Origin of the sequence: Pseudomonas sp. KBW05 (assembly GCF_003852405.1) — a bacterium.
GTDB lineage: Bacteria > Pseudomonadota > Gammaproteobacteria > Pseudomonadales > Pseudomonadaceae > Aquipseudomonas.
In genome coordinates, this window is the sequence record NZ_QAJM01000006.1 from 115,130 (window position 1) to 141,234 (window position 26,105).

22 protein-coding genes are annotated in these 26,105 nt (G+C 58.4%); 4 read left to right on the forward strand and 18 right to left on the reverse strand.

Annotated features, from left to right (window positions below):
- Positions 1-12: 12 nt before the first annotated feature.
- The 3 genes from htpG to DBR46_RS05385 form a co-directional block, all read right to left on the reverse strand.
- Complete coding sequence (htpG, locus tag DBR46_RS05375) at positions 13-1,917, reverse strand: molecular chaperone HtpG (RefSeq protein ID WP_124525317.1); 1,905 nt, start codon at positions 1,915-1,917, stop codon at positions 13-15.
- Positions 1,918-2,006: 89 nt separating this feature from the next.
- On the reverse strand, positions 2,007-2,459 hold the full coding sequence (locus DBR46_RS05380; RefSeq protein WP_124525318.1) for a PaaI family thioesterase: 453 nt from the start codon (positions 2,457-2,459) through the stop codon (positions 2,007-2,009).
- Positions 2,456-2,932 carry a PaaI family thioesterase gene (locus tag DBR46_RS05385; protein ID WP_124525319.1) on the reverse strand — a complete coding sequence of 159 codons (477 nt, stop codon included), beginning with the start codon at positions 2,930-2,932 and terminating at the stop codon, positions 2,456-2,458. Before DBR46_RS05385 ends, DBR46_RS05380 begins: the two co-directional genes overlap by 4 nt.
- Before the next feature lie 158 nt (positions 2,933-3,090).
- Here DBR46_RS05385 and DBR46_RS05390 point away from each other — a divergent pair, with 158 nt between their 5' ends.
- Complete coding sequence (locus DBR46_RS05390; RefSeq protein WP_124525320.1) at positions 3,091-3,342, forward strand: hypothetical protein; 252 nt, start codon at positions 3,091-3,093, stop codon at positions 3,340-3,342.
- A 90-nt stretch (positions 3,343-3,432) separates the two neighbouring features.
- Here the strand turns inward: DBR46_RS05390 and DBR46_RS05395 are convergent, their stop codons facing one another.
- The 11 genes from DBR46_RS05395 to sdhC form a co-directional block, all read right to left on the reverse strand.
- Positions 3,433-4,170, reverse strand: a complete 738-nt coding sequence (locus tag DBR46_RS05395) for a DUF599 domain-containing protein (protein ID WP_124525321.1) — start codon at positions 4,168-4,170, stop codon at positions 3,433-3,435.
- Between the two features lie 231 nt (positions 4,171-4,401).
- Positions 4,402-5,715, reverse strand: a complete 1,314-nt coding sequence (brnQ, locus tag DBR46_RS05400; protein ID WP_124525322.1) for a branched-chain amino acid transport system II carrier protein — start codon at positions 5,713-5,715, stop codon at positions 4,402-4,404.
- Between the two features lie 436 nt (positions 5,716-6,151).
- Positions 6,152-7,033, reverse strand: a complete 882-nt coding sequence (gene sucD / locus DBR46_RS05405) for a succinate--CoA ligase subunit alpha (RefSeq protein ID WP_003172813.1) — start codon at positions 7,031-7,033, stop codon at positions 6,152-6,154.
- Entirely contained in the window at positions 7,033-8,199 is a 1,167-nt protein-coding gene (sucC, locus tag DBR46_RS05410; protein ID WP_017734333.1) for an ADP-forming succinate--CoA ligase subunit beta, read from the reverse strand. The genes sucD and sucC overlap by 1 nt, the downstream gene beginning before the upstream one ends.
- 204 nt (positions 8,200-8,403) lie before the next feature.
- Complete coding sequence (gene lpdA, locus DBR46_RS05415) at positions 8,404-9,840, reverse strand: dihydrolipoyl dehydrogenase (RefSeq protein WP_017734334.1); 1,437 nt, start codon at positions 9,838-9,840, stop codon at positions 8,404-8,406.
- Positions 9,841-9,939: 99 nt separating this feature from the next.
- Positions 9,940-11,157 carry a 2-oxoglutarate dehydrogenase complex dihydrolipoyllysine-residue succinyltransferase gene (gene odhB / locus DBR46_RS05420; RefSeq protein ID WP_124525323.1) on the reverse strand — a complete coding sequence of 406 codons (1,218 nt, stop codon included), beginning with the start codon at positions 11,155-11,157 and terminating at the stop codon, positions 9,940-9,942.
- 44 nt (positions 11,158-11,201) lie between these two features.
- Positions 11,202-14,033: a 2-oxoglutarate dehydrogenase E1 component gene (locus DBR46_RS05425; RefSeq protein WP_124525324.1), complete on the reverse strand. Its 2,832-nt coding sequence runs from the start codon at positions 14,031-14,033 to the stop codon at positions 11,202-11,204.
- Positions 14,034-14,294: 261 nt separating this feature from the next.
- Entirely contained in the window at positions 14,295-14,999 is a 705-nt protein-coding gene (locus DBR46_RS05430) for a succinate dehydrogenase iron-sulfur subunit (protein WP_003172807.1), read from the reverse strand.
- Positions 15,000-15,010: 11 nt separating this feature from the next.
- Positions 15,011-16,783 carry a succinate dehydrogenase flavoprotein subunit gene (sdhA, locus tag DBR46_RS05435; RefSeq protein ID WP_026136464.1) on the reverse strand — a complete coding sequence of 591 codons (1,773 nt, stop codon included), beginning with the start codon at positions 16,781-16,783 and terminating at the stop codon, positions 15,011-15,013.
- A 3-nt stretch (positions 16,784-16,786) separates the two neighbouring features.
- A complete protein-coding gene (gene sdhD / locus DBR46_RS05440; protein WP_016974690.1) occupies positions 16,787-17,155 on the reverse strand; it encodes a succinate dehydrogenase, hydrophobic membrane anchor protein in 369 nt (122 codons plus the stop codon).
- Positions 17,149-17,523: a succinate dehydrogenase, cytochrome b556 subunit gene (gene sdhC / locus DBR46_RS05445; RefSeq protein WP_016979564.1), complete on the reverse strand. Its 375-nt coding sequence runs from the start codon at positions 17,521-17,523 to the stop codon at positions 17,149-17,151. Before sdhC ends, sdhD begins: the two co-directional genes overlap by 7 nt.
- Before the next feature lie 364 nt (positions 17,524-17,887).
- Between sdhC and gltA the strand changes: the two genes are divergently transcribed.
- Positions 17,888-19,177 (forward strand): citrate synthase, encoded by a 1,290-nt coding sequence (gltA, locus tag DBR46_RS05450; protein ID WP_110624989.1) that lies wholly within the window; start codon positions 17,888-17,890, stop codon positions 19,175-19,177.
- A 264-nt stretch (positions 19,178-19,441) separates the two neighbouring features.
- On the opposite strand, the gene DBR46_RS05455 is transcribed toward gltA, so the two are convergent.
- The 3 genes from DBR46_RS05455 to DBR46_RS05465 all read right to left on the reverse strand — a co-directional run bounded on the left by DBR46_RS05455 (position 19,442) and on the right by DBR46_RS05465 (position 22,559).
- Positions 19,442-21,100 (reverse strand): cation acetate symporter, encoded by a 1,659-nt coding sequence (locus DBR46_RS05455; protein ID WP_124525325.1) that lies wholly within the window; start codon positions 21,098-21,100, stop codon positions 19,442-19,444.
- Positions 21,097-21,408, reverse strand: a complete 312-nt coding sequence (locus DBR46_RS05460) for a DUF485 domain-containing protein (protein WP_003190001.1) — start codon at positions 21,406-21,408, stop codon at positions 21,097-21,099. The genes DBR46_RS05455 and DBR46_RS05460 overlap by 4 nt, the downstream gene beginning before the upstream one ends.
- Before the next feature lie 299 nt (positions 21,409-21,707).
- On the reverse strand, positions 21,708-22,559 hold the full coding sequence (locus DBR46_RS05465) for a glycine betaine ABC transporter substrate-binding protein (RefSeq protein WP_124525326.1): 852 nt from the start codon (positions 22,557-22,559) through the stop codon (positions 21,708-21,710).
- Between the two features lie 332 nt (positions 22,560-22,891).
- On the opposite strand from DBR46_RS05465, the gene DBR46_RS05470 reads away from it, so the two are divergent.
- Positions 22,892-24,445, forward strand: a complete 1,554-nt coding sequence (locus tag DBR46_RS05470) for a glycosyl hydrolase family 17 protein (RefSeq protein ID WP_124525327.1) — start codon at positions 22,892-22,894, stop codon at positions 24,443-24,445.
- Positions 24,446-24,550: 105 nt separating this feature from the next.
- On the opposite strand, the gene DBR46_RS05475 is transcribed toward DBR46_RS05470, so the two are convergent.
- Positions 24,551-24,919 carry a hypothetical protein gene (locus DBR46_RS05475; protein ID WP_124525328.1) on the reverse strand — a complete coding sequence of 123 codons (369 nt, stop codon included), beginning with the start codon at positions 24,917-24,919 and terminating at the stop codon, positions 24,551-24,553.
- A 236-nt stretch (positions 24,920-25,155) separates the two neighbouring features.
- On the opposite strand from DBR46_RS05475, the gene DBR46_RS05480 reads away from it, so the two are divergent.
- A partial coding sequence (locus tag DBR46_RS05480) for a serine/threonine protein kinase (protein ID WP_256659231.1) occupies positions 25,156-26,105 on the forward strand: 950 nt, incomplete at its 3' end.

Genomic DNA, 26,105 nt, shown 5'->3' on the forward strand with positions numbered 1-26,105 from the left:
TCTACAACGGTGTCAGACCGACAGTTCAACCAACAGCTTGTTCAGGCGGCGCACATACGCGGCCGGGTCCTTCAAGCTGTCGCCAGCGGCCAGGGCCGCCTGGTCGAAGAGGATGTGCGACAGGTCGCCAAACCGCTCTTCGCTTTGCTCGCCGTCGAGCTTCTCGATCAACGGGTGAGCCGGGTTGAATTCGAAGATCGGCTTGGAGTCCGGAACCTTCTGGCCGCTGGCTTCGAGGATCTGGCGCATCTGCATGCCCAGGTCCTGCTCGCCGATGGCCAGGATCGCCGGGGAATCGGTCAGACGGTGGGAAACCCGCACTTCGCTGACGGCATCGCCCAAGGCAGTCTTGATTCGCTCCACCAGGCCTTCTTTGGCCTTGGCGACTTCTTCGGCTTCTTTCTTCTCTTCTTCGGAGTCCAGGTTACCCAGGTCCAGGTCACCACGGGCCACGTCGACGAACGACTTGCCGTCGAACTCGCTGAGGTAGCTCATCAGCCACTCATCGATACGGTCGGTCAGCAGCAACACTTCGATGCCTTTCTTGCGGAAGACCTCAAGGTGCGGGCTGTTCTTGACCTGGGCGTAGGTTTCGCCGGTCAGGTAGTAGATCTTGTCCTGACCTTCCTTGGCGCGGGCCAGGTACTCGGCCAGGGACACCACCTGCTCGCCGCCCTCTTCGTGCGTCGAAGCAAAGCGCAGCAAGCCGGCGATTTTTTCCTTGTTGGCGAAATCTTCGGCCGGGCCTTCTTTCATGACCTGGCCGAAGTTTTTCCAGAAGCCCTTGTATTGCTCAGGCTCGTTCTTCGCCAGTTTTTCCAGCATGTCGAGCACGCGCTTGGTCAGCGCCGACTTCATGGAGTCGATGATCGGGTCTTTCTGCAGGATTTCCCGCGACACGTTCAGCGATAGGTCATTGGAGTCGACCACGCCTTTGATAAAGCGCAGGTACAGCGGCAGGAAGGATTCCGCCTGGTCCATCACGAACACGCGCTGCACGTAGAGCTTGAGGCCTTTTGGCGCTTCGCGCTGGTACAGGTCGAACGGAGCACGGGCCGGTACGTAGAGCAGCGAGCTGTATTCCAGCTTGCCTTCGACCTTGTTGTGGCTCCAGCTCAGCGGGTTCTCGTAGTCATGGGCGATGTGCTTGTAGAACTCCTGGTATTCCTCGTCTTTGACTTCGGTACGAGGACGGGTCCACAAAGAGCTGGCGCGGTTGACCACCTCCCATTCCTGGGCAGGTTGTTCTTCGCCTTCGGCAGCGGCCTGTTCTTTCGGCAGCTCGATGGGCAAAGCGATATGGTCGGAGTACTTCTTGATGATGTTGCGCAGGCGGTAGCCGTCGGCGAATTCATCTTCATTGGCTTTGAGGTGCAGCACGATACGAGTGCCACGGTCAGCCTTGTCGATGGTGGCGATTTCGAATCCGCCCTCACCTTTGGACGACCAGTGCACGCCTTGGCTGGCGTCGAGGCCGGCGCGACGGCTGAACACTTCAACCTTGTCGGCAACGATAAAAGCCGAGTAGAAGCCCACGCCGAACTGGCCGATCAGGTGCGAATCTTTCTTCTGATCGCCCGACAGGTTCTTCATGAAATCTGCGGTACCGGATTTGGCGATGGTACCCAGGTGGGTGATCGCGTCTTCACGGCTCATGCCGATGCCGTTGTCTTCGAGGGTGACGGTCTTGGCGTCCTTGTCGAAGCTCACACGGATTTTCAGTTCGGCGCCACCTTCCAGCAACTCAGGCTTGGACAGGGCTTCGAAACGTAATTTGTCGACAGCGTCAGAGGCGTTGGAGATCAATTCGCGAAGGAAGATTTCCTTGTTGGAATACAGCGAATGGATCATGAGGTGCAGCAGTTGCTTCACCTCGGTCTGGAAGCCCAGGGTTTCCTTTTGAGTTTCCACGCTCATGGTCATCAAACTCCAATTGGATGGCAGTGGCCGCTTACTCAATGATTGGCGGCGGGTTGTCATCCAAGTTGGGGGCTAAGGCCAGGATTTCAAGGGCGACTTGGTTCCTCGATCTTGAAATGCGCGCGAGCGGTGGCAATCGGTTCCGCCGCAGTGCTCTGCCAGGCGGTGATCGCGACATTCGCCACCCGTCGGCCTTGGCGCCATACCTGGCATTTGGCGTAGGTGTCGCGAAACTGCCCGGCGCGCAGGTAATCCAGGGAGAAATCGATGATTTTCGGCAGGCCCGGCGCCCCGGTAAAGACCAGCAGGTGCAGCGCCGCCGACAGCTCCATAAAGCCGGCGATCACCCCGCCGTGAAGCGCCGGCAATATAGGGTTACCAATATTGTCCTTGCTCGCCGGCAGGCGAAACAGCAGTTCGTCCCCCAGGCGGGTGCATTCGATGCCGATCAACTTCGCGTAGGGAATCAGGCTGAGCAGCTCATCGTAGTTGCCGCGCGCATGGGCCTGTTCCAGGCGGGTCTTGAATCGATGTGTCATGCCTGCTCTCCCTTGATGGCGCTGCCCAGCCCTTGCGTACCCTTGAGACGCTTGCCCATGCGCATGAAGGTGCCGACTACATGGGCGATGGGCTGTTGCGGATCGTCTTGGTAGGCGAAGCCGCGGGTGAAAATCACGTCAGTGGTGACGCGGTAGCATTGGGCGAAACCATATACGGGCTTATGAGGCTCTGCGGGATGCATGTAGTCGATGCGCAGGTCGAGGGTCGGGCACACTTCGAACTCCGGCAACACGCACAGCGTGGCCATGCCGCAGGCCGTGTCCATCAGGGAGGTCAAGGCGCCACCATGGATCACGCCCGTATTGGGATCACCGACGAGATGGGGGGCATAGGGCATGATCAGCGTGATGCCCTCCATGCTTGCGTGATGAGCGGTAATACCCAGCACCTGACAATGGCGCAAGGCCGATACAAAGCGCGTCGCACGCTCTAACAAAGGGTTTTCGGTCATTCGTTCAGGACTCTTATTAGTGTTGATCCGCAAAATCGGTGGCGCGGGGAAAAGTTCCTTTAAGTCAGCGGTTTATATATCTGTGAAAGAAAAGGAACTAATACCGGAGCACCGTGCTCGAAAGGCCAGTAGATATCTTCAATAAGGAGAAACACCCCATGCGCAAGACTTTAGCTATTTCCATGATGCTCGCTGCTGCCCTCGGTCTCGCTGCCTGCGACAAAAAATCCGAAGACAAAGCCCAAGACGCCGCTGCACATTCCGAGCAAGCTCAGCAAGACATGGCGAAGGCTCAGGATAAAGTGAACGACGCTGCGAAAGAAAACGCCGAAGCTGCCAAAGCTCAGGCTGAATCGAACGCCGCCGCTGCAAAAGAAGCTGCACCTGCTACACCCGCCACCGGTTCTTGAGACCGCGGCTAGAAATAGCACTGCTGCAAAAAGAAAGCCCGCTTAGATAGCGGGCTTTACTTTGTCTGGGTTTTTTATTTGCAGCGTTAGTTAAGCCGCCTCTTTAACCGCCTCGGGCATCGGCGTGTCGGTCTGCGTATACACCATCACTTGCAAGACGTCGGAATGAAACTCCCGACGGTACAGCACCAGCACCACCCCGGTGCTCATCAACATGAACAACCAGGGGCTGACAAACCACGCCAACATGGTCATGCCGAAGTAATAAGAGCGCAGGCCAAAGTTGAACTGGTTGGCCGCCATGGAAATCACCCGCGCCGCGCGCAGGGCGAACGCCTTGCGTTCCTGCTCCGACACATGCCGCTCACCGATCATCGGTGCCGAACCCACCAACACCGCCGCAAAGTTGTACTGGCGCATGCACCAGCTAAAGGTGAAGAAGGCATAGACGAACACCAGTGCCAGGCACAGCAACTTGATTTCCGACATGCCTTGGGACGCCTGCTGCACCATCGGAATGTCCGCCAGCAACGACACCGCCCGCTCCGAGGCCCCCAGCACGGTGAGAATACCGGCGAGGATGATCAAGGTGCTGGAGGCGAAGAACGAGGCATTACGCTCCAGGTTGCCGATCACACTGGCGTCGGCGATGCGGTTGTCGCGCATCAGCATGCGGCGCATCCAGTCTTCGCGATACAGATGCAGCACACTGGCCAGGCAGGCCGTGTCCCGCGCTTTCCAGGTGGCATAGCGGGTGTAGCCGCCCCAGCACAAGGCGAACCAGAGCGCGGCAAGCAGGTGGATCAGATTGGTTTCGATGAACGACATGCGGGTCCTATTGCACAGTGGATGATGGCGGAGCGCGATCTGAATGTGGGAGCGGGCTTGCTCGCGAAAGCGGTGGTCCAGCCAATATATTCGGTGACTGGTACACCGCTTTCGCGAGCAAGCCCGCTCCCACACCTACCGCATTCCAACTCTAGAGGGTTGTAGCCTCACAAATACAAAAAATGCCCCGTATCGATTGATACGGGGCATTTCGGTAGAGCCTTTAGCGGATCAAGCGATCGCTTCGCTGCGCTTGCCGAGCAGAAGATCAACCACAAACGCCACTACCAGGGTCAAAAACGACGGCACCAGCCACGCCAGGCCCTGCTCGCTCAGCGGCAGGTGCGCCAATTGCGACGGCATCCAGTCGGCCAGACCAGCGCCTTTGAGCGCATCGATGCAGCCAAAGATGAACGACACCAGCATCACCGGACCAACAATGCGGCCCTGCTCCTGCCAGAAGTCTTTGCAGAAGCTCAGGGCCACCAGCACGATGCACGGCGGGTAGATCGCCGTCAGCACCGGGATCGAGAACGCGATCAACTTGGTCAGGCCCAGGTTGGACACGAACAGCGAGAACAGCGCCAGGATAACGACGAGCGCCTTGTAGGACAGCGGCAGGATACGGCTGAAGTACTCGGCGCAGGCGCAGGTCAGGCCAACGGCGGTGACCAGGCACGCCAGGGAGATCAACACAGCCAGGAAGCCGCTGCCCAGGGAGCCGAAGGTGTGTTGCACGTAAGCATGCAGTACCGCTGCGCCGTTGCTCGCGCCGGCGGCGACGGCATGGCTGCCCGAGCCCAGGCGGAACAGGCTGAAGTACACCAAGGCCAGGCCCACGCCGGCAATCAAGCCTGCAATGATGGCGTAACGGGTGATGAGCTTGGGCGACTCGACGCCACGGGAGCGGATGGCATTCACGATCACGATGCCAAACACCAGGGCGCCCAGGGTATCCATGGTCAGGTAGCCCTGGATAAAGCCTTGGGAAAACGGTGCGGCCACGTATTCCGGGGTAGCGACACCCACTTCACCGGCCGGCAAGGCAAATGCCGCAATACCGAGGATCGCCAAGGCGATGATCTTCAGTGGAGCGAGGAAGCGACCCACGGTATCCAGGAGTCGCCCTGGGTACAGGGAAACGAAGAACACCACCAGGAAGTACACCGAGCTGTAGAGAAACAGCGCCAGCGGGCTTTCGCCGGTCAGCGGCGCCAGGCCCACTTCAAAGGACACGGTCGCGGTACGCGGGGTGGCGAACAGCGGTCCTACCGCCAGATACGCCGCCGCCGCGAGCAGGCCACCGGCGATCTTGCCGATCGGGCTGCTCAACGCGTCCATACCGCCGCCGACCTTGGCCAGGGCGATCACGGTGACCACCGGCAAACCCACTGCGGTGATCAGAAAGCCCAGCGCTGCCATCCAGACATGAGGCCCGGACTGCAAACCAACGATAGGCGGGAAGATGATGTTGCCGGCGCCCACGAACAGGGCAAAGGTCATAAAGCCCAACGCCAGGATATCCTGGCTTTTCAACACTTTCATTTGAGGAAATACCACACTACTGAATCGGAATTTAGAGAGGGATTCCCTATGGATGAGGGAAATACTGCCAGCCCTGATGGGGGCCGACCGGTCTAGCGCGGGGCTTCCTTTTGGGAGGCACACGCATAAAGAGGCGGGTAGGTTACAGAATTTGGCTGACGAACGCACTGTTGCGGGGCGCACTGTCCGATAAGCGACATCCAAATGTCGCGTTTTCATACCTAATTTGACAATACGGACAAAAAATGTGGGAGCGGGCTTGCTCGCGAAGGCGGCGGTTCAGTCAACTTATGCATCGACTGACACACTGCATTCGCGAGCAAGCCCGCTCCCACATTTTGATCTTCATCAGGTGCGAAATTTGATCGACACCAGAAAGCACAAAGGCCACCCGAAGGTGGCCTTTGCTTGGTGAAGCGTCAGCTAAGCGCGAGGCTTACTTGACAGCCCAACCAGTCAGCTCGGCCAGGGCCTTGCCGATGTCTGCCAGCGAACGCACGGTTTTAACGCCTGCGTCTTGCAGTGCAGCGAATTTCTCGTCTGCAGTGCCTTTGCCGCCAGAGATGATTGCGCCAGCATGGCCCATGCGCTTGCCAGCAGGGGCAGTCACACCAGCGATGTAGGAAACAACCGGCTTGGTCACGTGTGCCTTGATGTAGGCAGCCGCTTCTTCTTCAGCCGAACCGCCGATCTCACCGATCATCACGATCGCTTCGGTCTTCGGGTCTTCCTGGAACAGTTTCAGGATGTCGATGAAGTTCGAACCTGGGATCGGGTCACCGCCGATGCCGACGCAAGTCGACTGACCGAAACCGGCGTCAGTGGTCTGCTTCACAGCTTCGTAGGTCAGGGTGCCGGAACGGGAAACGATACCGACTTTACCTGGCAAGTGAATGTGACCTGGCATGATGCCGATCTTGCATTCGCCTGGAGTGATCACGCCTGGGCAGTTAGGGCCGATCAGGACTACGCCCAGCTCGTCGCACTTAACTTTAGCGTCCAGCATGTCCAGGGTAGGAATGCCTTCAGTGATGCAAACGATCAGCTTGATGCCGCCGAAGGCTGCTTCCAGGATCGAGTCCTTGCAGAAAGGAGCTGGAACGTAGATCACGCTGGCGGTGGCGCCAGTGGCAGCTACAGCGTCTTTCACGGTGTTGAACACTGGCAGACCCAGGTGCTCGGTGCCGCCTTTACCAGGAGTTACACCACCAACCATCTTGGTGCCGTATTCGATGGCTTGCTGGGTGTGGAAACTACCTTGGGAACCGGTAATGCCCTGGCAGATAACTTTGGTGTCTTTATTGATCAGGACGCTCATTATTTGCCCTCCGCAGCTTTAACAACTTGTTGAGCAGCGTCGGTCAGGCTGGTAGCCGCGATGATGTTCAAACCGCTTTCTGCCAGTACTTTAGCGCCCAGTTCAGCGTTGTTGCCTTCAAGGCGAACAACAACCGGGATTTTCACGCCGACTTCTTTCACTGCACCGATGATGCCTTCGGCAATCATGTCGCAACGAACGATGCCGCCGAAGATGTTGACCAGTACTGCAGCGACGTTGGAGTCGGACAGGATGATCTTGAAGGCTTCGGTTACGCGTTCTTTGGTAGCACCACCGCCTACGTCGAGGAAGTTGGCTGGTTTGCCGCCATGCAGGTTGACGATGTCCATGGTACCCATGGCCAGGCCAGCACCGTTGACCATGCAACCGATGTTACCTTCCAGGGCTACGTAGTTCAGCTCGAACTTGGCAGCGTGCGCTTCGCGCGGATCGTCTTGCGACGGATCGTGGAAAGTCTTCAGCTTAGGCTGACGGTACATGGCGTTGGCGTCGATGTTGATCTTGGCGTCGAGGCAATGCAGATCGCCGTCAGCCTTGATCACCAGCGGGTTCACTTCCAGCAGGGCCAGATCGTGATCCTGGAACAGTTTGGCCAGACCTACGAAGATCTTGGCGAACTGGGCAACTTGCTTGCCTTCCAGACCCAGCTGGAAAGCCAGTTCGCGACCCTGGAATGGCTGAGCGCCAACCAGTGGATCGATAGTGGCTTTCAGAATTTTTTCTGGAGTGTCATGGGCGATCTTCTCGATGTCCACGCCACCTTCGGTGGAAGCCATGAACACGATGCGACGGCTCGAACGGTCAACGACAGCGCCCAGGTACAGCTCTTTAGCGATATCAGTGCACGATTCAACCAGGATCTTGGTGACTGGCTGGCCATTGGCATCAGTCTGGTAAGTCACCAGGCGCTTGCCCAGCCACTGCTGTGCGAAGGCCTTGGCGTCTTCTTTGCTGCGAACCAGCTTAACGCCGCCCGCTTTACCGCGACCACCAGCGTGGACCTGGGCTTTGACAACCCACTCGGTACCACCGATTTTGTCGCAAGCTTCTGCTGCTGCTTCCGGGGTGTCGACTGCGAAACCCTGGGATACTGGCAGGCCGTATTCAGCGAACAGCTGCTTACCCTGATACTCGTGAAGATTCATGCTTTTTACCGTCTTCGTTAGGTACTGCGCATTCGGCGCTGCGCTCATTATGAGTGCCGCGCCACCTGTGACTGCTGCTTGCGCAACTTGCGGGGCTCAAGGCCCGTAAAGCTGCGCAAGGCTGCGTCCAGCGGATATTCCGCGGTGAGTCTTGCGCGCAAGGCTCACGACGGGCAACTCCGCCGTGGTTTCTTATTATCTCGCTTAGCGCTTCTTGCGGTTGGCGATGTGGATGGCGCCGCCATTCACTGCCAACGCTGCTTCGTGCAACGCTTCGGACAGGGTCGGATGGGAGAAGACCATCATGCCCAAGTCCTCGGCACTGGTGCCGAATTCCATACCGATCGCGCCTTGCTGAACCAGTTCTGCAGCGCTCGGGCCAATCACGTGGACGCCCAATACGCGGTCAGTCTTGGCATCAGCGATGACTTTGACAAAACCACCGGTGTCGTTCGCTGCCATGGCACGGCCAGAAGCGGCAAACGGGAAGGTGCCGACGTTAACTTCAACGCCTTCAGCTTTCAACTGCTGTTCGTTCTTGCCGACCCATGCAATTTCCGGGTGGGTATAGATAACCGATGGGATCAGGTCGTAGTTCATCTGGGTTTTGTGGCCCTTGATGCGCTCGACAACCATGATGCCTTCTTCGGAAGCCTTGTGCGCCAGCATCATGCCGCGAACCACGTCGCCGATGGCGTAGACGCCAGGCACGGAGGTTGCGCAGTGATCGTCAACGTGCACGTAGCCGCGCTCGTCGAGGCTTACACCGCTGTCAGCGGCCAGCAGGTCGGTGGTCACTGGACGGCGACCAACGGCTACGATCAGCTTGTCGAAAGTGATGGTTTTTTCGCCATCCTTGTCGGTGTAGTTGACGACAACTTCTTCGCCGTTGACTTTCGAACCGGTCACGCGAGCGCCCAGCTTGATGTCCAGACCCTGTTTGGTCAGGGTTTTCAGCGCTTCTTTGGAGACTGCAGTGTCGGCAGCCAGCAGGAACGTGTCCAGGGCTTCCAGCACAGTCACTTCAGCACCCAGGCGGGACCATACCGAACCCAGCTCCAGACCGATCACGCCAGCGCCGATCACGCCCAGACGCTTAGGTACAGCCTGGAATTCCAGGGCGCCGGTCGAATCAACGATCACGTTGTTATCAACTGGGGCCGGTGGAATGTCGATTGGGCGCGAACCTGGAGCCAGGATCACGTTTTCAGCTTCGATGATTTCGGTCGAGCCATCTGGCTTGGTGATTTCAACTTTCTTGCCAGCCAGCAGCTTGCCGTGGCCTTGCAGGGAAGTCACGCCGTTGGCCTTGAACAAGGTCGCAACGCCAGAAGTCAGGCCCTTAACGATGTTGGCTTTACGGCCGACCATTGCTGGCACGTCCATGGTCACGCCAGCATGGTTGATGCCGTGGATCGCGAAGCCGTCTTGGGCTTCGTGGAACTTCCAGGAGCTGTCCAGCAGCGCCTTGGAAGGAATGCAACCGACGTTCAGGCAAGTACCGCCCAGAGCCAGTTTGCCTTCCTTGTCGGTGTATTTTTCGATGCAAGCAGTCGAGAGGCCCAGTTGTGCGGCCTTGATGGCGGCAACGTAGCCGCCAGGGCCTGCACCAATCACTACGACGTCAAATTTCTGTGTCATGAAAATAGATCCTCTATTTGCGACAAGCTTTTAGCCGCAAGCTGCAAGCCAAGCTGCTTTTTCCTGCAGCTTGTAGCTCGCAACTTGCAGCTGCTTATATCAGATATCCAGCAGCAGACGAGCCGGGTCTTCCAGCAGGTTCTTGATGGTCACCAGGAAAGTCACGGCTTCTTTACCATCGATCAGGCGGTGATCGTAGGACAGCGCCAGGTACATCATCGGGCGGATCACGACTTGGCCGTTGATGGCCATCGGACGCTGGATGATGTTGTGCATGCCCAGAATCGCGGCTTGCGGCGGGTTGACGATCGGAGTCGACATCATCGAACCGAAAGTACCACCGTTGGTGATGGTGAAGGTACCGCCGGTCATCTCGTCGATGGTCAGCTTGCCGTCACGGGCTTTCTTGCCGAAGCCAGCGATGCCGCCTTCGATTTCAGCCAGGCTCATCAGCTCGGCGTTACGCAGAACCGGAACCACCAGGCCACGGTCGCTGGACACGGCAACGCCGACGTCAGCGTAGCCGTGGTAAACGATGTCGCCGCCGTCGATGGAAGCGTTGACGGCCGGGAAGCGTTTCAGCGCTTCGGTGGCAGCTTTCACGAAGAACGACATGAAGCCCAGGCGTACGCCGTTGTGGGACTTCTCGAACAGGTCCTTGTACTTCGAACGCAGGGCCATGACTTCGGTCATGTCGACTTCGTTGAACGTGGTCAGCATCGCCATGTTCGACTGTGCTTCAACCAGGCGCTTGGCCACGGTGGCACGGACGCGGGTCATCGGTACGCGCTTCTCGGTGCGGTCGCCGGCAGCGAATACAGGCGCAGCCGCAGCCGGGGCAGCAGCCTTGGCAGGTGCGGCGGCTGGAGCGTTTTTCTTCGCTTCAACAGCAGCAACCACGTCTTCCTTGGTCACGCGGCCGTCTTTGCCGGTGCCTTTGATGGAAGCCAGGTTGATGCCGTTTTCTTCAGCCAGTTGACGCGCGGCTGGAGCAGCGATCGGGTCTTCAGCGCCAGCAGCCGGGGCGGCAGCAGGAGCCGAAGCAGCCGGTGCAGCGGCAGCAGGGGCGGCAGCAGCGCTGCCCTCTTCGATCGAGCCCAGAACCTGGTTCGACAGGACGGTAGCGCCCTCTTCAGCCACGATTGCGCCCAGTACGCCGTCAGCTTCAGCCAACACTTCCAGAACGACTTTGTCGGTCTCGATGTCGACGATCAGGTCGTCACGCTTGACGGCCTCGCCTGGTTTCTTGTGCCAGGTGGCAACGGTGCCATCGGCAACCGATTCCGGGAATGACGGGGCTTTGATTTCGATAGCCATTATCTGTGTGTCCTTAAAATTCGGTTTCAGTCAGCGCGAAGGCGTTAAACAGTGAAAGCATCTTGCAGCAGTTTTTCCTGCTGCTCGGCGTGCATCGACGCATAACCACACGCAGGTGCAGCAGAAGCATCACGACCGGCGTACTCCAGGCCAAGGCCTGCTTTGTGGTTGCCGATACTGCGACGCAGGTGATGCTGGCTGCTGTACCACGCGCCCTGGTTCATCGGTTCTTCCTGACACCACACCACATTGGTGAGGTTGGTGTAAGGCGCGATGGCCTCCATCAGGTCGTCTTCCGGGAACGGGTAAAGCTGCTCGATACGCACGATGGCGATGTCTTCGCGACCTTCGGCACGGCGTTTTTCCAGCAGGTCGTAGTAGACCTTGCCGCTGCACAGGACCAGGCGAGTCACCTTGGCTGCATCCAATGCATCGATTTCTGGAATCACGGTCTGGAACGAGCCTTCGGCCAGATCTTCCAGGGTCGAGATGGCCAATTTGTGACGCAACAGCGATTTCGGGGTCAGCACTACCAGCGGCTTGCGCAGCGGGCGGATCACCTGGCGACGCAGCAAGTGGTAGATCTGGGCCGGGGTAGTCGGCACGCACACCTGGATGTTGTGCTCGGCGCACAGCTGCAGGTAACGCTCCAGACGGGCCGAGGAGTGCTCCGGACCCTGACCTTCATAACCGTGTGGCAGCAACATGGTCAGACCGCACAGACGGCCCCACTTGTGCTCGCCGCTGGTGATGAACTGGTCGATAACCACCTGGGCACCGTTGGCGAAGTCGCCGAACTGGGCTTCCCAGATCACCAGCGCGTTTGGCGTGGTGGTCGAGTAGCCGTATTCGAACGCCAGTACGGCTTCTTCGGACAGGAACGAATCGTACAGGTCGAAACGTGGCTGGCCTTCGTACAGGTTCTGCAACGGGATGTAGGTGCCCGCGTCTTTCTGGTTGTGCAATACCGCGTGACGGTGCGAGAACGTACCACGGCCGATGTCCTGGCCGGTCATGCGGATCGGGTGACCTTCGAACGCCAGGGTCGCGTACGCCATGGTTTCAGCGTAACCCCAGTTGATCGGCAGGCCGCCGGCTTGCATCTTCTGACGGTCTTCGTAGATCTTCGCAACCTGGCGCTGTACGACGAAGCCGTCCGGAATTTCCAGCAGCTTGGCAGACAGTTCCTGCAAGGTCTTCAGGTCGAACGACGTATCGTGACGTGCAGTCCAGGTGTGACCCAGGTACGGACGCCAGTCAACGAACAGTTCTTTATTCGGCTCTTTAACCAGGCTTTTCACGACGTGCAGACCGTTGTCCAGCGCGTTGCGGTATTCGTCGATCTTCGCCTGAACACGCGCATCGTCAACCACGCCGGCCTTGATCAGGCTTTCGGCGTACAGCTCACGGGTGGTGCGCTGCTTGGTGATCTGCTGGTACATCAACGGCTGGGTGCCGCTAGGCTCATCCGCTTCGTTGTGACCGCGACGGCGGTAGCAAACCAGGTCGATCACCACGTCACGCTTGAACTGCATGCGGTAGTCGATCGCGAGCTGGGTCACGAACAACACGGCTTCCGGATCATCACCATTCACATGGAGGATCGGCGCCTGGATCATCTTGGCCACGTCGGTGGCGTACTCGGTAGAGCGCGCGTCCAGCGGGTTGCTGATGGTGAAGCCGACCTGGTTGTTGATCACGATGTGAATCGTGCCACCGGTCTTGAAGCCGCGGGTCTGCGACATCTGGAACGTTTCCAGGACCACGCCTTGACCGGCGAATGCCGCGTCACCGTGGATGGAAATCGGCAGGACTTTTTCACCGGTAGCGTCGTTACGACGATCCTGGCGGGCACGGACCGAACCCTCGACCACTGGAGAAACGATTTCCAGGTGGGATGGGTTGAAAGCCATGGCCAGGTGAACTTCACCGCCGGTGGTCATGACGTTGGACGAGAAGCCCTGGTGGTATTTAACGTCACCGGAACCCAGCTCGACCTTCTTCTTGCCTTCGAACTCGTCGAACAGTTCACGCGGGTTCTTGCCGAACGTGTTGACCAACACGTTCAGGCGACCACGGTGAGCCATGCCGATCACGATTTCCTTGGTGCCGTAGGAACCGGAACGCTGGATCAGCTCGTCGAGCATCGGGATCAGGCTTTCGCCGCCTTCCAGGCCGAAACGCTTGGTGCCTGGGTATTTGGTGCCCAGGTATTTTTCCAGGCCTTCGGCAGCGGTTACGCGCTCAAGCAGATGGCTGCGTACGTCAGCGGACAAAACCGGACGGCCGCGCACACCTTCCAGACGATGCTGGAACCAGTGGCGTTGCTCGGAATCGGTGATGTGCGTGAACTCGGCGCCAATGGTGCGGCAATATGTCTGCTGCAACGCTTCGTGAATTTCGCGTAGGCTCGCTTCCTCTTTGCCGATGAACAGGTCGCCGGCACGGAAGGTCGTATCAAGATCGGCATTGGTCAAGCCGTAATGATTGATCGACAGGTCAGCAGGTGCAGGACGCTTCCAGAGCCCCAGCGGGTCAAGCTGGGCCGCCTGGTGGCCGCGCATCCGGTAAGCCTGGATCAGTCGCAGCACTTCAACTTGCTTCTTCTCATGCTCACTGCTCACGCTGCCGGCGGAAACCGGTTGGGCGCGGCGCTGGTTCTTTGCCAGCAGCACAAATTGATCGCGAATTGTTGCGTGCGATACATCGGTGGCAGCGTTGCCGTCTGAAGACAACGTCTGAAATTTGGTGCGCCATTCTTCTGGCACAGCGTTAGGGTCGTGCAGGTAGAGCTCATAAAGCTCTTCCACATAGGCAGCGTTACCACCTGAAAGATAGCCGCTGTTCCACATGCGCTGCATCACGCTTTCTTGCATGCTTGGTCACCCTCGATTTGGGGACACCACCGGCGAAAACACCGAGTTTGCTTGCAAAAGGCCAAGTGCAGCGACCAAAACAAGCCACTTAGGATCACGCTGATAGTTCGGGTACCAACCCGAATGCCCCTGCTTGTCTCATTTCTTCAAAATAAGAGCTGCGGCTTTGTAAGTCGCTGCTCAAGTTAAAACTACGGCGCCGGTTGAAGCCTGCGCCGTAGCATTTACGGGCACAACGGTCCTGCTTTGCTACAACGTCAGTTACACGCCGCTTTGCAGCAGCATGTTACGGATGTGACCAATGGCCTTAGTCGGGTTCAGGCCTTTGGGACATACGTTGACGCAGTTCATGATCCCGCGGCAGCGGAATACGCTGAACGGGTCATCCAGTGAAGCCAGACGCTCGGAGGTCTTGGTGTCACGGCTGTCTGCCAGGAAGCGATACGCTTGCAGCAGGGCAGCTGGACCCAGGAATTTATCCGGGTTCCACCAGAAGGATGGGCAAGAGGTCGAGCAGCAAGCGCACAGGATGCACTCGTACAGACCGTCAAGCTTCTCACGCTCTTCCGGGGACTGCAGACGTTCGATGGCCGGAGCCGGCGTGTCGTTCTGCAGGAACGGCTTAACTTTCTCGTATTGCTTGTAGAAGATGCTCATATCGACAACCAGGTCACGGATAACCGGCAAACCTGGCAGTGGACGAACGATCAGCTTGTTGCCTTTGACCACGGCGGACAGCGGCGTGATGCACGCCAGGCCGTTTTTGCCGTTGATGTTCATGCCGTCGGAACCGCACACACCTTCACGGCAAGAGCGACGATACGAGAAGCCCTCGTCCTGCTCTTTGATCAGTGCCAATACATCCAGCACCATCAGGTCTTTACCACCGGTATCGACCTGGAATTCCTGCATGAACGGCGCGGCGTCCTGATCAGGGTTGTAGCGATAAACACTGACTTTCAACATGGCAGCCACCCTTAGTAAGTCCGAATCTTCGGTTCAAACGTCGGCACCGTCTTCGGCGAGAAGTTCACGGCACGCTTGGTTACGCGCTTGTCACCCGGGAAGTACAGGGTGTGGCACAACCAGTTTTCGTCGTCGCGATCTTCAAAGTCTTCACGGGCGTGGGCACCACGGGATTCTTTACGAACCTCGGCAGCGATTGCAGTCGCTTCGGCCACTTCCAGCAGGTTTTGCAGCTCAAGGGCTTCGATACGAGCGGTGTTGAACGCCTGGCTCTTATCGTTGATCTTGACGTTGGCGATGCGCGTACGCAGGTCGGCCAACTGGGCAATACCCTTCTGCATGTATTCGCCAGTACGGAACACACCGAAGTAGTTCTGCATGCAGCTTTGCAGCTCGCGACGCAGGGTTGCCACGTCTTCGCCATCAGTGCGCTCGTTCAGAGCGTTCAGGCGCGCCAGGGCGGTTTCGATGTTGGCGTCGGTGGCGTCATCGTATTCGATGCCGTCAGTCAGCGCTTTTTCCAGGTGCAGGCCAGCAGCACGGCCGAATACCACCAGGTCGAGCAGCGAGTTGCCGCCCAGACGGTTGGCACCGTGTACCGATACGCACGCCACTTCGCCTACCGCGAACAGACCGTGGATGATCTCGTCCACGCCTTCGGCGTTCTGGGTGATCGCCTGACCATGAATGTTGGTCGGCACGCCGCCCATCATATAGTGGCAGGTTGGGACCACTGGCACTGGCGCCAGTACCGGGTCAACGTGAGCAAAGGTCTTGGACAGCTCGCAGATACCTGGCAGGCGGCTGTGCAGCACTTCCTCGCCCAGGTGGTCGAGCTTGAGCATCACGTGGTCGCCGTTCGGGCCACAGCCGTTGCCGGCGATGATTTCTTTAACCATCGAACGGGCTACTACGTCACGACCAGCAAGGTCTTTGGCGTTCGGAGCATAACGCTCCATGAAACGCTCGCCGTGCTTGTTGATCAGGTATCCACCTTCACCACGGCAACCTTCGGTAACCAGTACACCGGCGCCGGCGATGCCGGTCGGGTGGAACTGCCACATTTCGATGTCTTGTACCGGCACGCCAGCACGCAAGGCCATGCCGACGCCGTCACCGGTGTTGATCAGGGCGTTGGTGGTCGACGCGTAGATACGGCCTGCACCGCCAGTCGCCAGAACAGTCGCCTTGGCGCGGATGTAGGTGGTTTCACCGGTTTCGATGCAGATGGCGATAACACCGACGAATGCACCGTCAGCGTTCTTCACCAGGTCTACTGCGTAGTACTCGTTCAGGAACGTAGTACCGGCTTTCAGGTTGCCCTGATAAAGGGTGTGCAGCAGCGCGTGACCGGTACGGTCGGAAGCGGCGCAGGTACGGGCAGCCTGCCCGCCTTTACCGTAATCCTTCGACTGGCCGCCGAATGGACGCTGGTAGATACGACCTTGTTCGGTACGGGAGAACGGCAGACCCATGTGGTCCAGCTCGAACACCGCAGCCGGGCCTTCCTGACACATGTATTCGATAGCGTCCTGGTCACCGATATAGTCGGAACCCTTGACGGTATCGTACATGTGCCAGCGCCAGTCATCGTTCGGGTCGGCGGAGGCGATGGCGCAGGTGATGCCACCCTGGGCCGATACGGTATGGGAACGGGTCGGGAACACCTTGGTGATCACGGCAGTCTTGTGACCACCCTGGGCCAGCTGCAGCGCAGCGCGCATGCCGGCACCGCCGCCACCAATAATGATGGCGTCGAAGGAAATAGTTGGAATGTTAGCCATGAATCAGATACCCCAAAGAATCTGCACACCCCAGACGAAGTAAGCGAACATCGCGACGCCGCAGACTGCCTGGAAGAGAAAACGTACTGCAGTCGCGGACTTGCCCAGCGCCATCGGCGTCAGGTAGTCGGTCGCGATGGTCCACATGCCAACCCAGGCGTGTGCGCCCAGGGCTACAAGGGCCAGCAGACTGAAGATTCGCATCGCATTGTGGGAAAACAGGCCATGCCATTGCTCATAGCTGATGCCTGGATTTGCGACGAGGTATCCGATCAGGAAAATGAAATAAGCCGCGAGAACGACCGCAGACACACGCTGTGCCATCCAGTCATAGAGGCCCGAACGCGAAAGGTTCGTAACGCTGGTTACCATATCCAAACTCCTGCCAGAACGATCAGCACCACGGAAATGGCGATGATGATTTTCGAGCCCAGGCGGCCGCCTTCCAGCGTCTCACCGATACCCGCATCCATGATCAAGTGGCGCACACCGGCTACCAGGTGATACAGCAGAGCGGACAGGAGGCCCCATGCTACGAACTTGGCCAGCGGGCTGGTCAAGCATGCCTTCACCTCGGCGTATCCTTCCTCGGAACCCAGGGATTTGCTCAATGCATAAAGCATGATGCCCAAGCCCAGGAACAGGATGATGCCGGAAACACGGTGCAGGAACGACGTAACGCCGGTGATGGGGAGTTTGATGGTCCTTAGGTCTAGGTTTACAGGTCGTTGGCTATTCACGGCTTTTTTTCACACTGAAGAGCCCCTAACAATCAGGGCAAAGTTGTTGGGGAGTGCACTGGTCAGGTAAGCACCACCCAGGGAGTGCGACCCCCAATGAAAGCAAGCCCAAAAGCCCTTGGCGGTCGGTGGCCGAGTATAGACAGTTAGGTTACTAATGACAACGCGCGCACCTCACCCTAATAGCTGATTGCGCTGGCGGTATAAAAGGCGTAAATGGCAGTCAATTTCGAGGAAAAAGTACGGTTAAAGCCTTCTGGTGCAAGACTTTAGGCAAATTGACATCTGGATTTATATCAATATAGTGGTGCGGGCCCTGCGTGGGGGGTCTGTCTGATGATTTGAAGCATAAATAGGAGGCCACATGGCTGACAAAAAAGCGCAGTTGATCATCGAGGGCGCAGCCCCCGTCGAGCTGCCCATTTTAACCGGCACCGTTGGTCCCGATGTTATCGACGTGCGGGGCCTGACGGCCACGGGCCGTTTTACATTCGACCCAGGCTTCATGTCGACCGCCTCTTGCGAGTCGAAGATCACCTATATCGATGGTGATAATGGCATTCTGCTGCATCGCGGCTACCCGATCGAGCAACTGGCCGAGAAATCGGACTACCTGGAAACCTGCTACCTGCTGCTAAATGGCGAACTGCCAACAGCCGAGCAGAAAGCCCAGTTCGTCAGCACCGTGAAGAACCACACCATGGTTCACGAGCAGTTGAAGACCTTCTTCAACGGCTTCCGTCGCGACGCCCACCCGATGGCCGTCATGTGCGGTGTGGTCGGCGCCCTGTCGGCCTTCTATCACGACTCCCTCGACATCAATAACCCGCAGCATCGCGAAATTTCCGCGATCCGCCTGGTTGCCAAGATGCCGACCCTGGCCGCAATGGTTTACAAGTACTCCATGGGCCAACCCATGATGTACCCGCGCAACGACCTGACGTACGCGGAAAACTTCCTGCACATGATGTTCAACACCCCGTGCGAGATCAAACCGATCAGCCCGGTGCTGGCTGCAGCGATGGACAAGATCTTCATCCTCCACGCCGACCACGAGCAGAACGCATCGACCTCTACCGTGCGCCTGGCAGGTTCCTCGGGGGCCAACCCGTTCGCCTGTATCGCCGCCGGCATCGCTGCACTGTGGGGCCCTGCCCACGGCGGTGCGAACGAAGCCGTATTGACCATGCTCGATGAAATCGGCGATGTGTCCAACATCGACACGTTCATCGCCAAGGCCAAGGACAAGAACGATCCGTTCAAGTTGATGGGCTTCGGTCACCGGGTCTACAAGAACCGCGACCCGCGCGCCACCGTGATGAAAAAGACCTGCGACGAAGTGTTGAAGGAACTGGGCATCAAGAACGATCCGCAACTCGAACTGGCCATGCGCCTGGAAGAGATCGCCCTGACCGACCCGTACTTCATCGAACGCTCGCTGTACCCGAACGTCGACTTCTACTCGGGGATCATCCTCAAGGCGATCGGCATTCCAACCAGCATGTTCACCGTGATCTTCGCCCTGGCGCGGACCGTGGGCTGGATCTCCCACTGGAAAGAAATGCTCTCCAGCCCGTACAAGATTGGCCGCCCGCGCCAGCTGTACACCGGCTACGAGTCGCGTGACATCACCAAGCTGGAAGATCGCAAGTAAGCACTCAACTGCTTAGCTGCATTGAGAACGGCCTCCCTTAGTGGAGGCCGTTTTTGTTTGTGTAGGTATTGAGAAAATGTTTTGTCTGATCTGACGCCTTCGCGAGCAAGCCCGCTCCCACATTTGACCGCATTTACATGCTGGAACACGGTCAAGTGTGGGAGCGGGCTTGCTCGCGAACGCAATATCAGCATCAACACAGAACCCCAGACAAAAAAATGCCCCGGCCTTTCGACCGGGGCATTTCTTTATCCAGCTACAACCTTAGTGAGAAACCGCCCCACTCGCCCCCAGGCCAGTTTGCGAACGCACAAACTGCGGGAAGTACAGCGCACGCTCTTTCTCTGCCGCCGCCGACTTGTCGGTGATGGAGAAGAACCAGATGCCGACGAACGCAATGATCATCGAGAACAGCGCTGGGTATTCATAAGGGAAGATAGCTTTTTCATGGTGCAGGATCGAGACCCAGATGGTCGGGCCGAGGATCATCAGACCCACGGCACTAACCAAGCCCAGCCAGCCGCCAATCATGGCGCCACGGGTGGTGAGGTTTTTCCAGTACATGGAAAGCAGCAATACCGGGAAGTTACAGCTGGCGGCAATGGAGAACGCCAGGCCGACCATGAACGCGATGTTCTGGCTTTCGAACAGGATACCCAGGCCGATTGCCAATACACCCAAGGCAATGGTGGTGATCTTCGATACGCGAATCTCATCCTTGTCGTTGGCCTTGCCTTTCTTGATCACACTGGCGTAAAGGTCATGGGACACCGCCGACGCACCCGCCAGGGTCAAGCCGGCAACCACCGCGAGGATGGTGGCGAACGCCACGGCCGAGATGAAGCCCAGGAAGATACTGCCACCCACCGCGTTGGCCAGGTGCACCGCCGCCATGTTGTTGCCACCGAGCAAGGCGCCTGCTGCATCCTTGAACGCCGGGTTGGTGCTGACCAGCAGGATCGCGCCAAAGCCGATGATGAAGGTCAGGATGTAGAAGTAACCGATGAACCCCGTAGCGTAGAACACGCTCTTGCGGGCTTCTTTGGCGTCGCTGACGGTGAAGAAGCGCATCAGGATATGTGGCAGGCCAGCGGTACCGAACATCAGGGCCAGGCCCAGGGAGAACGCCGAGATCGGATCTTTCACCAAGCCACCCGGGCTCATGATCGCCTCGCCTTTGGCGTGAACCTTGATTGCCTCGGAGAACAGTGTGTTGAAGTCGAAGTTGACGTGCTTCATCACCATCAGCGCCATGAAAGAAGCACCGGACAGCAGCAACACCGCCTTGATGATCTGTACCCAGGTGGTTGCCAGCATGCCGCCGAACAGCACGTACATGCACATCAGGATACCCACCAGGATCACCGCAACGTGGTAGTCCAGGCCGAACAGCAGCTGGATCAGCTTGCCCGCGCCAACCATCTGCGCGATCAGGTAGAACGCCACCACCACCAGGGAACCACAGGCCGACAGGCTGCGGATCTGGGTTTGCCCGAGGCGGTAGGACGCCACGTCGGCAAAGGTGTATTTGCCCAGGTTGCGCAGGCGCTCGGCGATCAGGAACAGAATGATCGGCCAGCCCACCAGGAAGCCGATCGAGTAGATCAGGCCGTCATAACCGGAGGTATAGACCAGCGCGGAAATCCCCAGGAAGGACGCCGCCGACATGTAGTCACCGGCAATCGCCAGGCCGTTCTGGAAACCGGTGATCTTGCCACCGGCCGCATAGTAGTCGGCAGCCGACTTGTTGCGCTTGGACGCCCAGTAAGTGATGCACAGGGTGGCACCGACAAACGCGACAAACATCACGATGGCCGATACGTTCAGGGGTTGCTTGTGCACTTCACCGGTCAATGCGTCCGCCGCCCAAAGGGCAGGAGCAAAGAACGAAGCGCCGAGTAGTGCCAGTAGACGACCGATCATTGCGCAGCCTCCTTGAGAATCGCATTGTTCAAGTCGTCAAATTCACCGTTGGCCCGGCGCACGTAGATGCCGGTCAGGATGAAGGCGGACACAATCAGTCCGACGCCCAGGGGAATGCCCCAGGTAATCGAAGAACCGGGGCTGATCTTGGCCCCCAGCACTTGTGGCCCGTAGGCGATCAACAGGATGAAAGCGGAGTAAAGCCCGAGCATGATCGCCGAGAGAATCCAGGCGAACCTTTCCCTTTTTCTCACCAGCTCCTTGAAACGCGGGCTGTTTTGAATCGAGAGGTAAATGCTGTCGTTCATTGTTTTTATCCTCGCAGCACAGCTTTTTTATTATTTTGGAACGTATCCACTGTATGCGGCTGCCGTAGAGGTTCCAGACGACCTTAGTCTTAGATCGAGTGTAGCGAGGGATTGTCAGAGCGCAGGAGGATTTACAGACGGTAAAAGTAATGTGGGAGGGGGCTTGTGTGGGAGCGGGCTTGCTCGCGAATACGGTGGTTCAGTCACCAGATGTATTGACTGACACACTGCCTTCGCGAGCAAGCCCGCTCCCACACAAGCCCGCTCCCACATTAGGTGTGTGGCGTGCTTGCTACAGATTACTTACCGATCCACTCGGCCACACGCTCAGGGTGCTTGGCTACCCAATCCTTGGCCGCCGCATCCGGCTTGGCGCCCTCTTGAATGGCCAGCATGACTTCGCCGATTTCATCCTTGGACGCCCACTGGAATTTCTTCAGGAAGGCCGCGACTTCCGGCGCTTTCTTCTCCAGGCCCTTGCTGCCGATGCTGTTGACGGTTTCCGCCGCGCCGTACACGCCTTTTGGATCTTCCAGGAAACGCAGTTTCCACTTGGCGAACATCCAGTGCGGCACCCAACCGGTGACTGCAATGGATTCCTGCTTGTCTTCGGCACGGGTCAGTTCGGCGATCATCGCTGCGCCCGAACTGGCTTGCAGTTTGTAATCGAGGCCGTACTGTTTGATGGCTTCGTCGGTCTTGAGCATCACGCCTGAACCGGCGTCGATGCCGACGATTTTGTTCTTGAAGGTGGTGTCGGTCTTGAGGTCTTCGATGGATTTGGCTTTCACGTACTCCGGCACGATCAGGCCGATTTTCGCATCCTTGAAGTTAGGGCCGTAGTCGACCACCTTGTCCTTGTTCTTGGTCCAGTATTCACCGTGGGTCACCGGCAGCCAGGCGGACAGCATGGCGTCGAGTTTGCCGGTGGCCACGCCTTGCCACATGATCCCGGTGGCGACTGCTTGCAATTTCACGTCATAACCGAGCTTGGCCTTGATCACCTCTGCCGCCACATGCGTGGTAGCAACGCTGTCGGACCAACCGTCCACGTAGCCGATGCTCAGGGTTTTGCTGTCGGCGCTGGCCAGTGTGGAGCTCATCGCAACTACCAAAGTGGCAGCTGCGCCCAAGAGTCGTCGCATCTTCATCGTACTTCCCCGAAAGTGCTGCGCCCGACGGATGCCGAGCGACGTCAACCTGTTGTTATGTGGTGCGCCGCGCCCCCTTCACGCGCATCGATCCGGCTGCTGCGGCATCAGTGGAGTGCTGACACTTCGATCATCAACCCGCAAGGACTTGGAACCTGCTCTGTCAGCGACCTCACCCAAGCAAGAAACGACATCACAACGCCAGCAGGACGCTTTGTAGGATTTGGCGTCAAAATCCCGCCCGAACTTTGCATGTCAAAATTATGCAGCCCCACTGGGATGGGCCAAATCCGGGTAAGATGCGCGCCTTTGCTCCCCCAGATAAGCCGACCATGCCCGCGACTTCCCGCTTTCCTGCCCTGCCCTATTTCTTCGCCTTGCTCCTTGGCCTGCTGGCCCTGGTTGGTTACTGGTATGGCCTCGGCCGGCCAGTGGTGTTGCCTGATGTCGCCAGTGCTTCGCATAAAATGCAGTGCGCGTCCTACACGCCTTTCGATAAAGACCAATCGCCGTTCGACCAGCCGTTCACGTTGCGCCCCGAACGCATGGACGCCGACCTGGCATTGCTGGCCACCCGCTTCGAATGTATTCGCACCTACTCCATGACCGGCCTGGAAGCCTTGCCAGACATGGCGCGCAAGCATGGCTTGAAGGTGATGGCCGGTGCCTGGGTCAGCAGTGACCCGGTGGCCACCGAAAAGGAAATCAACGAACTGATCGCCTCGGCCAACGCCCATCCGGATGTCGTCACGTCGGTGATCGTCGGCAACGAAGCGCTGCTGCGCAAGGAAGTCACGGCCACGCAGTTGGTGAAGCTGATCCAGACGGTCAAAAGCCAGATCAAACAGCCTGTCACCTACGCCGACGTATGGGAGTTCTGGCTGCAACACCCGGAAATCGCCCCGGCAGTGGACTTCCTCACCATTCACTTGCTGCCGTACTGGGAAGATGACCCATCCGGGATCGACCAGGCGCTCAAGCATGTAGGCGATGTACGCCAGACCTTCGGCAACAAGTTCGCGCCCAAGGACATATTGATCGGCGAAACCGGCTGGCCCAGCGAAGGTCGCCAGCGTGAAACCGCAGTGCCGAGCCGGGTCAACGAGGCCAAGTTCATGCGCGGTTTCGTGGCCATGGCCGAAGCCAATGGCTGGCACTACAACCTGATCGAAGCCTTTGACCAGCCGTGGAAACGCGCCAGTGAAGGTGCCGTGGGCGGCTATTGGGGCCTGTTCGATGCAGACCGCCAGGACAAAGGCATCCTCGCCGGGCCGGTGACCAACGTTCCTTACTGGCCGTTGTGGCTGGGTGTAGGTGGGCTGATCCTGTTGGGTACATTGACGCTGGGTGGTCGTGTGCTCAGCACCCGTGCCGCGCTTGCCCTGCCGCTGCTGGGCGCGGTGGCTGCCTGCTCCATCGGCAGTTGGGCCGAACTGACCCGCCTCACTGCACGTTTCAATGATGAATGGGTGTGGGCAGGTTTGCTGCTGGTGCTGAACCTGTTGGTGCTGGCCCATGCCGCCCTGGCCTTGAGCACCCGGGAAGGCTGGCGTGAACGGGCGTTCAACTGGCTGGAGCAACGTGCTGGCTGGCTGATGGCGATTGCCGGGTTTGCCGGGGCTGTGATGATGTTGGCGTTGGTGTTTGAACCACGCTATCGCAGCTTCCCGAGTGCCGCGCTGGTGCTGCCGGCCTTGGTGTACCTGGTTCGTCCGGTCGCTGGCCCGCGCCGGGAGATTGCCTTGCTGGCCTTTATCATCGGTGCCGGCATTGCGCCGCAGTTGTACCGTGAAGGTCTGTTGAATCAGCAGGCTTGGGGGTGGGTGGTGGTCAGCATGTTGATGGTTGGGGCTTTGTGGCGGTGCTTGCGGGTGCGCAAGACTTGAGACCGCTATCGCAGGCAAGCCAGCTCCCACACTGACGGTGCCCACAGATAAAAATGTGTGAACCCGATCAAGTGTGGGAGCTGGCTTGCCTGCGATGAGGCCCTATCAGACGGCGCGAGGCTTCCTGACCAACCGCAACCCCGCAATCACCAGCGCAAACACCGCAAACGCGGTGTTGTACAACGCCAGTGCCGGCAACCCGAACACCATCCCCAACACCGCCAGCCACCAGCCCACACGGCCCGGCACAAAAAACGCGACGACCGAAGCAACCAACGCCACCCAACCCAGCACCTTGAAGTGGATCATCAAGCCCAGGTTCGAACGCAACTGGCACTCCCAGCGCCCGGCTTCGTCGGCGCAGATCCCCACCCAGCTGCCATCCTCCATAAAACCGTAGCGCGCGCCATAACTGGCAGCCAGCCACAGCGGCAGGGCAATAAGCAGCAAAATCAACGGCAAGCGACGGGACATGGGGCACTCCGATAGGCAAAAACGGCGCTCAGCTTAATGCCCCGGTGGCCGTTAGCAAGGCGCATACACACAATTAGTGTCCATCAAAGCGTGGCAAAGTGTATCGTCTGGCTACTATTACCCCGATTCCGACGTTATTTTCCGACATTTCGTGCCGTGTGATGGCACTTCGGCGACAGCGCGGTGGTCATAGCCTGCGAACTTCATTTAGCACGTTTCCTCTTAGGGATTTAGTCATGCTCCGTTCCTTGCGCTGTGCCGCCCTGTTGGGCAGCCTTTTTCTGAGTGCGTCAGCACTGGCGGTCGATATCGACCAAGCCAGCTATGGCTACCCTTTGACCAACCCGTTTGAAGCGACCATCGCCACCACCCCGCCCGACCTTCGGCCAAAGCTGCCGAGCAACGACGAGATCAACCAGTCCGACTACACCCTGACGATGCGCCCCGAGCGCGAATTCAGCCTGCCCGACAACTTCTGGCCGGTGAAGAAGCTCACGTACCGCATCGCCAAACAGGACCGCGCCGCGCCGCTGATCTTCCTGATCGCCGGCACCGGTGCGCGGTTCGACAGCAGCATCAACGAATACCTGAAAAAGCTGTATTACCAGGCCGGCTATCACGTGGTGCAACTGTCATCGCCCACCAGCTTTGACTTCATCAGCGCCGCCTCACGCTTCGCCACCCCGGGGATCACCCAGGAAGACGCCGAAGACATGTACCGCGTGATGCAAGCCGTGCGCGCACAGAACGCCTCGCTGCCGGTGACCGACTTCTATCTCACTGGCTACAGCCTCGGCGGCCTGGATGCGGCATTCGTGGCCAAACTGGACGAGACCCGTCGCAGTTTCAACTTCAAGAAAGTCTTGCTGCTGAACCCGCCAGTCAACCTCTACACCTCGATCACCAACCTCGACAAGCTGGTGCAGACCGAGGTCAAGGGCATCAACAACACCACCACCTTCTATGAACTGGTGTTGAACAAACTGACCCGCTACTTCCAGCAGAAAGGCTACATCGACCTCAACGACGCCCTGCTCTACGACTTCCAGCAGTCCAAGCAGCACCTGACCAACGAACAGATGGCCATGCTCATCGGCACCTCGTTCCGCTTCTCGGCTGCCGACATTGCCTTTACCTCGGACCTGATCAACCGTCGCGGCCTGATCATCCCGCCGAAGTACCCGAT

Excerpts from the sequence above, each read along its gene's own strand:
- htpG (WP_124525317.1), bottom strand. The coding sequence starts at position 1,917 with ATGAGCGTGGAAACTCAAAAGGAAACCCTGGGCTTCCAGACCGAGGTG.
- DBR46_RS05380 (WP_124525318.1), bottom strand. The coding sequence starts at position 2,459 with ATGACACATCGATTCAAGACCCGCCTGGAACAGGCCCATGCGCGCGGC.
- DBR46_RS05385 (WP_124525319.1), bottom strand. The coding sequence starts at position 2,932 with ATGACCGAAAACCCTTTGTTAGAGCGTGCGACGCGCTTTGTATCGGCC.
- DBR46_RS05390 (WP_124525320.1), top strand. The coding sequence starts at position 3,091 with ATGCGCAAGACTTTAGCTATTTCCATGATGCTCGCTGCTGCCCTCGGT.
- DBR46_RS05395 (WP_124525321.1), bottom strand. The coding sequence starts at position 4,170 with ATGTCGTTCATCGAAACCAATCTGATCCACCTGCTTGCCGCGCTCTGG.
- brnQ (WP_124525322.1), bottom strand. The coding sequence starts at position 5,715 with ATGAAAGTGTTGAAAAGCCAGGATATCCTGGCGTTGGGCTTTATGACC.
- sucD (WP_003172813.1), bottom strand. The coding sequence starts at position 7,033 with ATGAGCGTCCTGATCAATAAAGACACCAAAGTTATCTGCCAGGGCATT.
- sucC (WP_017734333.1), bottom strand. The coding sequence starts at position 8,199 with ATGAATCTTCACGAGTATCAGGGTAAGCAGCTGTTCGCTGAATACGGC.
- lpdA (WP_017734334.1), bottom strand. The coding sequence starts at position 9,840 with ATGACACAGAAATTTGACGTCGTAGTGATTGGTGCAGGCCCTGGCGGC.
- odhB (WP_124525323.1), bottom strand. The coding sequence starts at position 11,157 with ATGGCTATCGAAATCAAAGCCCCGTCATTCCCGGAATCGGTTGCCGAT.
- DBR46_RS05425 (WP_124525324.1), bottom strand. The coding sequence starts at position 14,033 with ATGCAAGAAAGCGTGATGCAGCGCATGTGGAACAGCGGCTATCTTTCA.
- DBR46_RS05430 (WP_003172807.1), bottom strand. The coding sequence starts at position 14,999 with ATGTTGAAAGTCAGTGTTTATCGCTACAACCCTGATCAGGACGCCGCG.
- sdhA (WP_026136464.1), bottom strand. The coding sequence starts at position 16,783 with ATGGCTAACATTCCAACTATTTCCTTCGACGCCATCATTATTGGTGGC.
- sdhD (WP_016974690.1), bottom strand. The coding sequence starts at position 17,155 with ATGGTAACCAGCGTTACGAACCTTTCGCGTTCGGGCCTCTATGACTGG.
- gltA (WP_110624989.1), top strand. The coding sequence starts at position 17,888 with ATGGCTGACAAAAAAGCGCAGTTGATCATCGAGGGCGCAGCCCCCGTC.
- DBR46_RS05455 (WP_124525325.1), bottom strand. The coding sequence starts at position 21,100 with ATGATCGGTCGTCTACTGGCACTACTCGGCGCTTCGTTCTTTGCTCCT.
- DBR46_RS05460 (WP_003190001.1), bottom strand. The coding sequence starts at position 21,408 with ATGAACGACAGCATTTACCTCTCGATTCAAAACAGCCCGCGTTTCAAG.
- DBR46_RS05465 (WP_124525326.1), bottom strand. The coding sequence starts at position 22,559 with ATGAAGATGCGACGACTCTTGGGCGCAGCTGCCACTTTGGTAGTTGCG.
- DBR46_RS05470 (WP_124525327.1), top strand. The coding sequence starts at position 22,892 with ATGCCCGCGACTTCCCGCTTTCCTGCCCTGCCCTATTTCTTCGCCTTG.
- DBR46_RS05475 (WP_124525328.1), bottom strand. The coding sequence starts at position 24,919 with ATGTCCCGTCGCTTGCCGTTGATTTTGCTGCTTATTGCCCTGCCGCTG.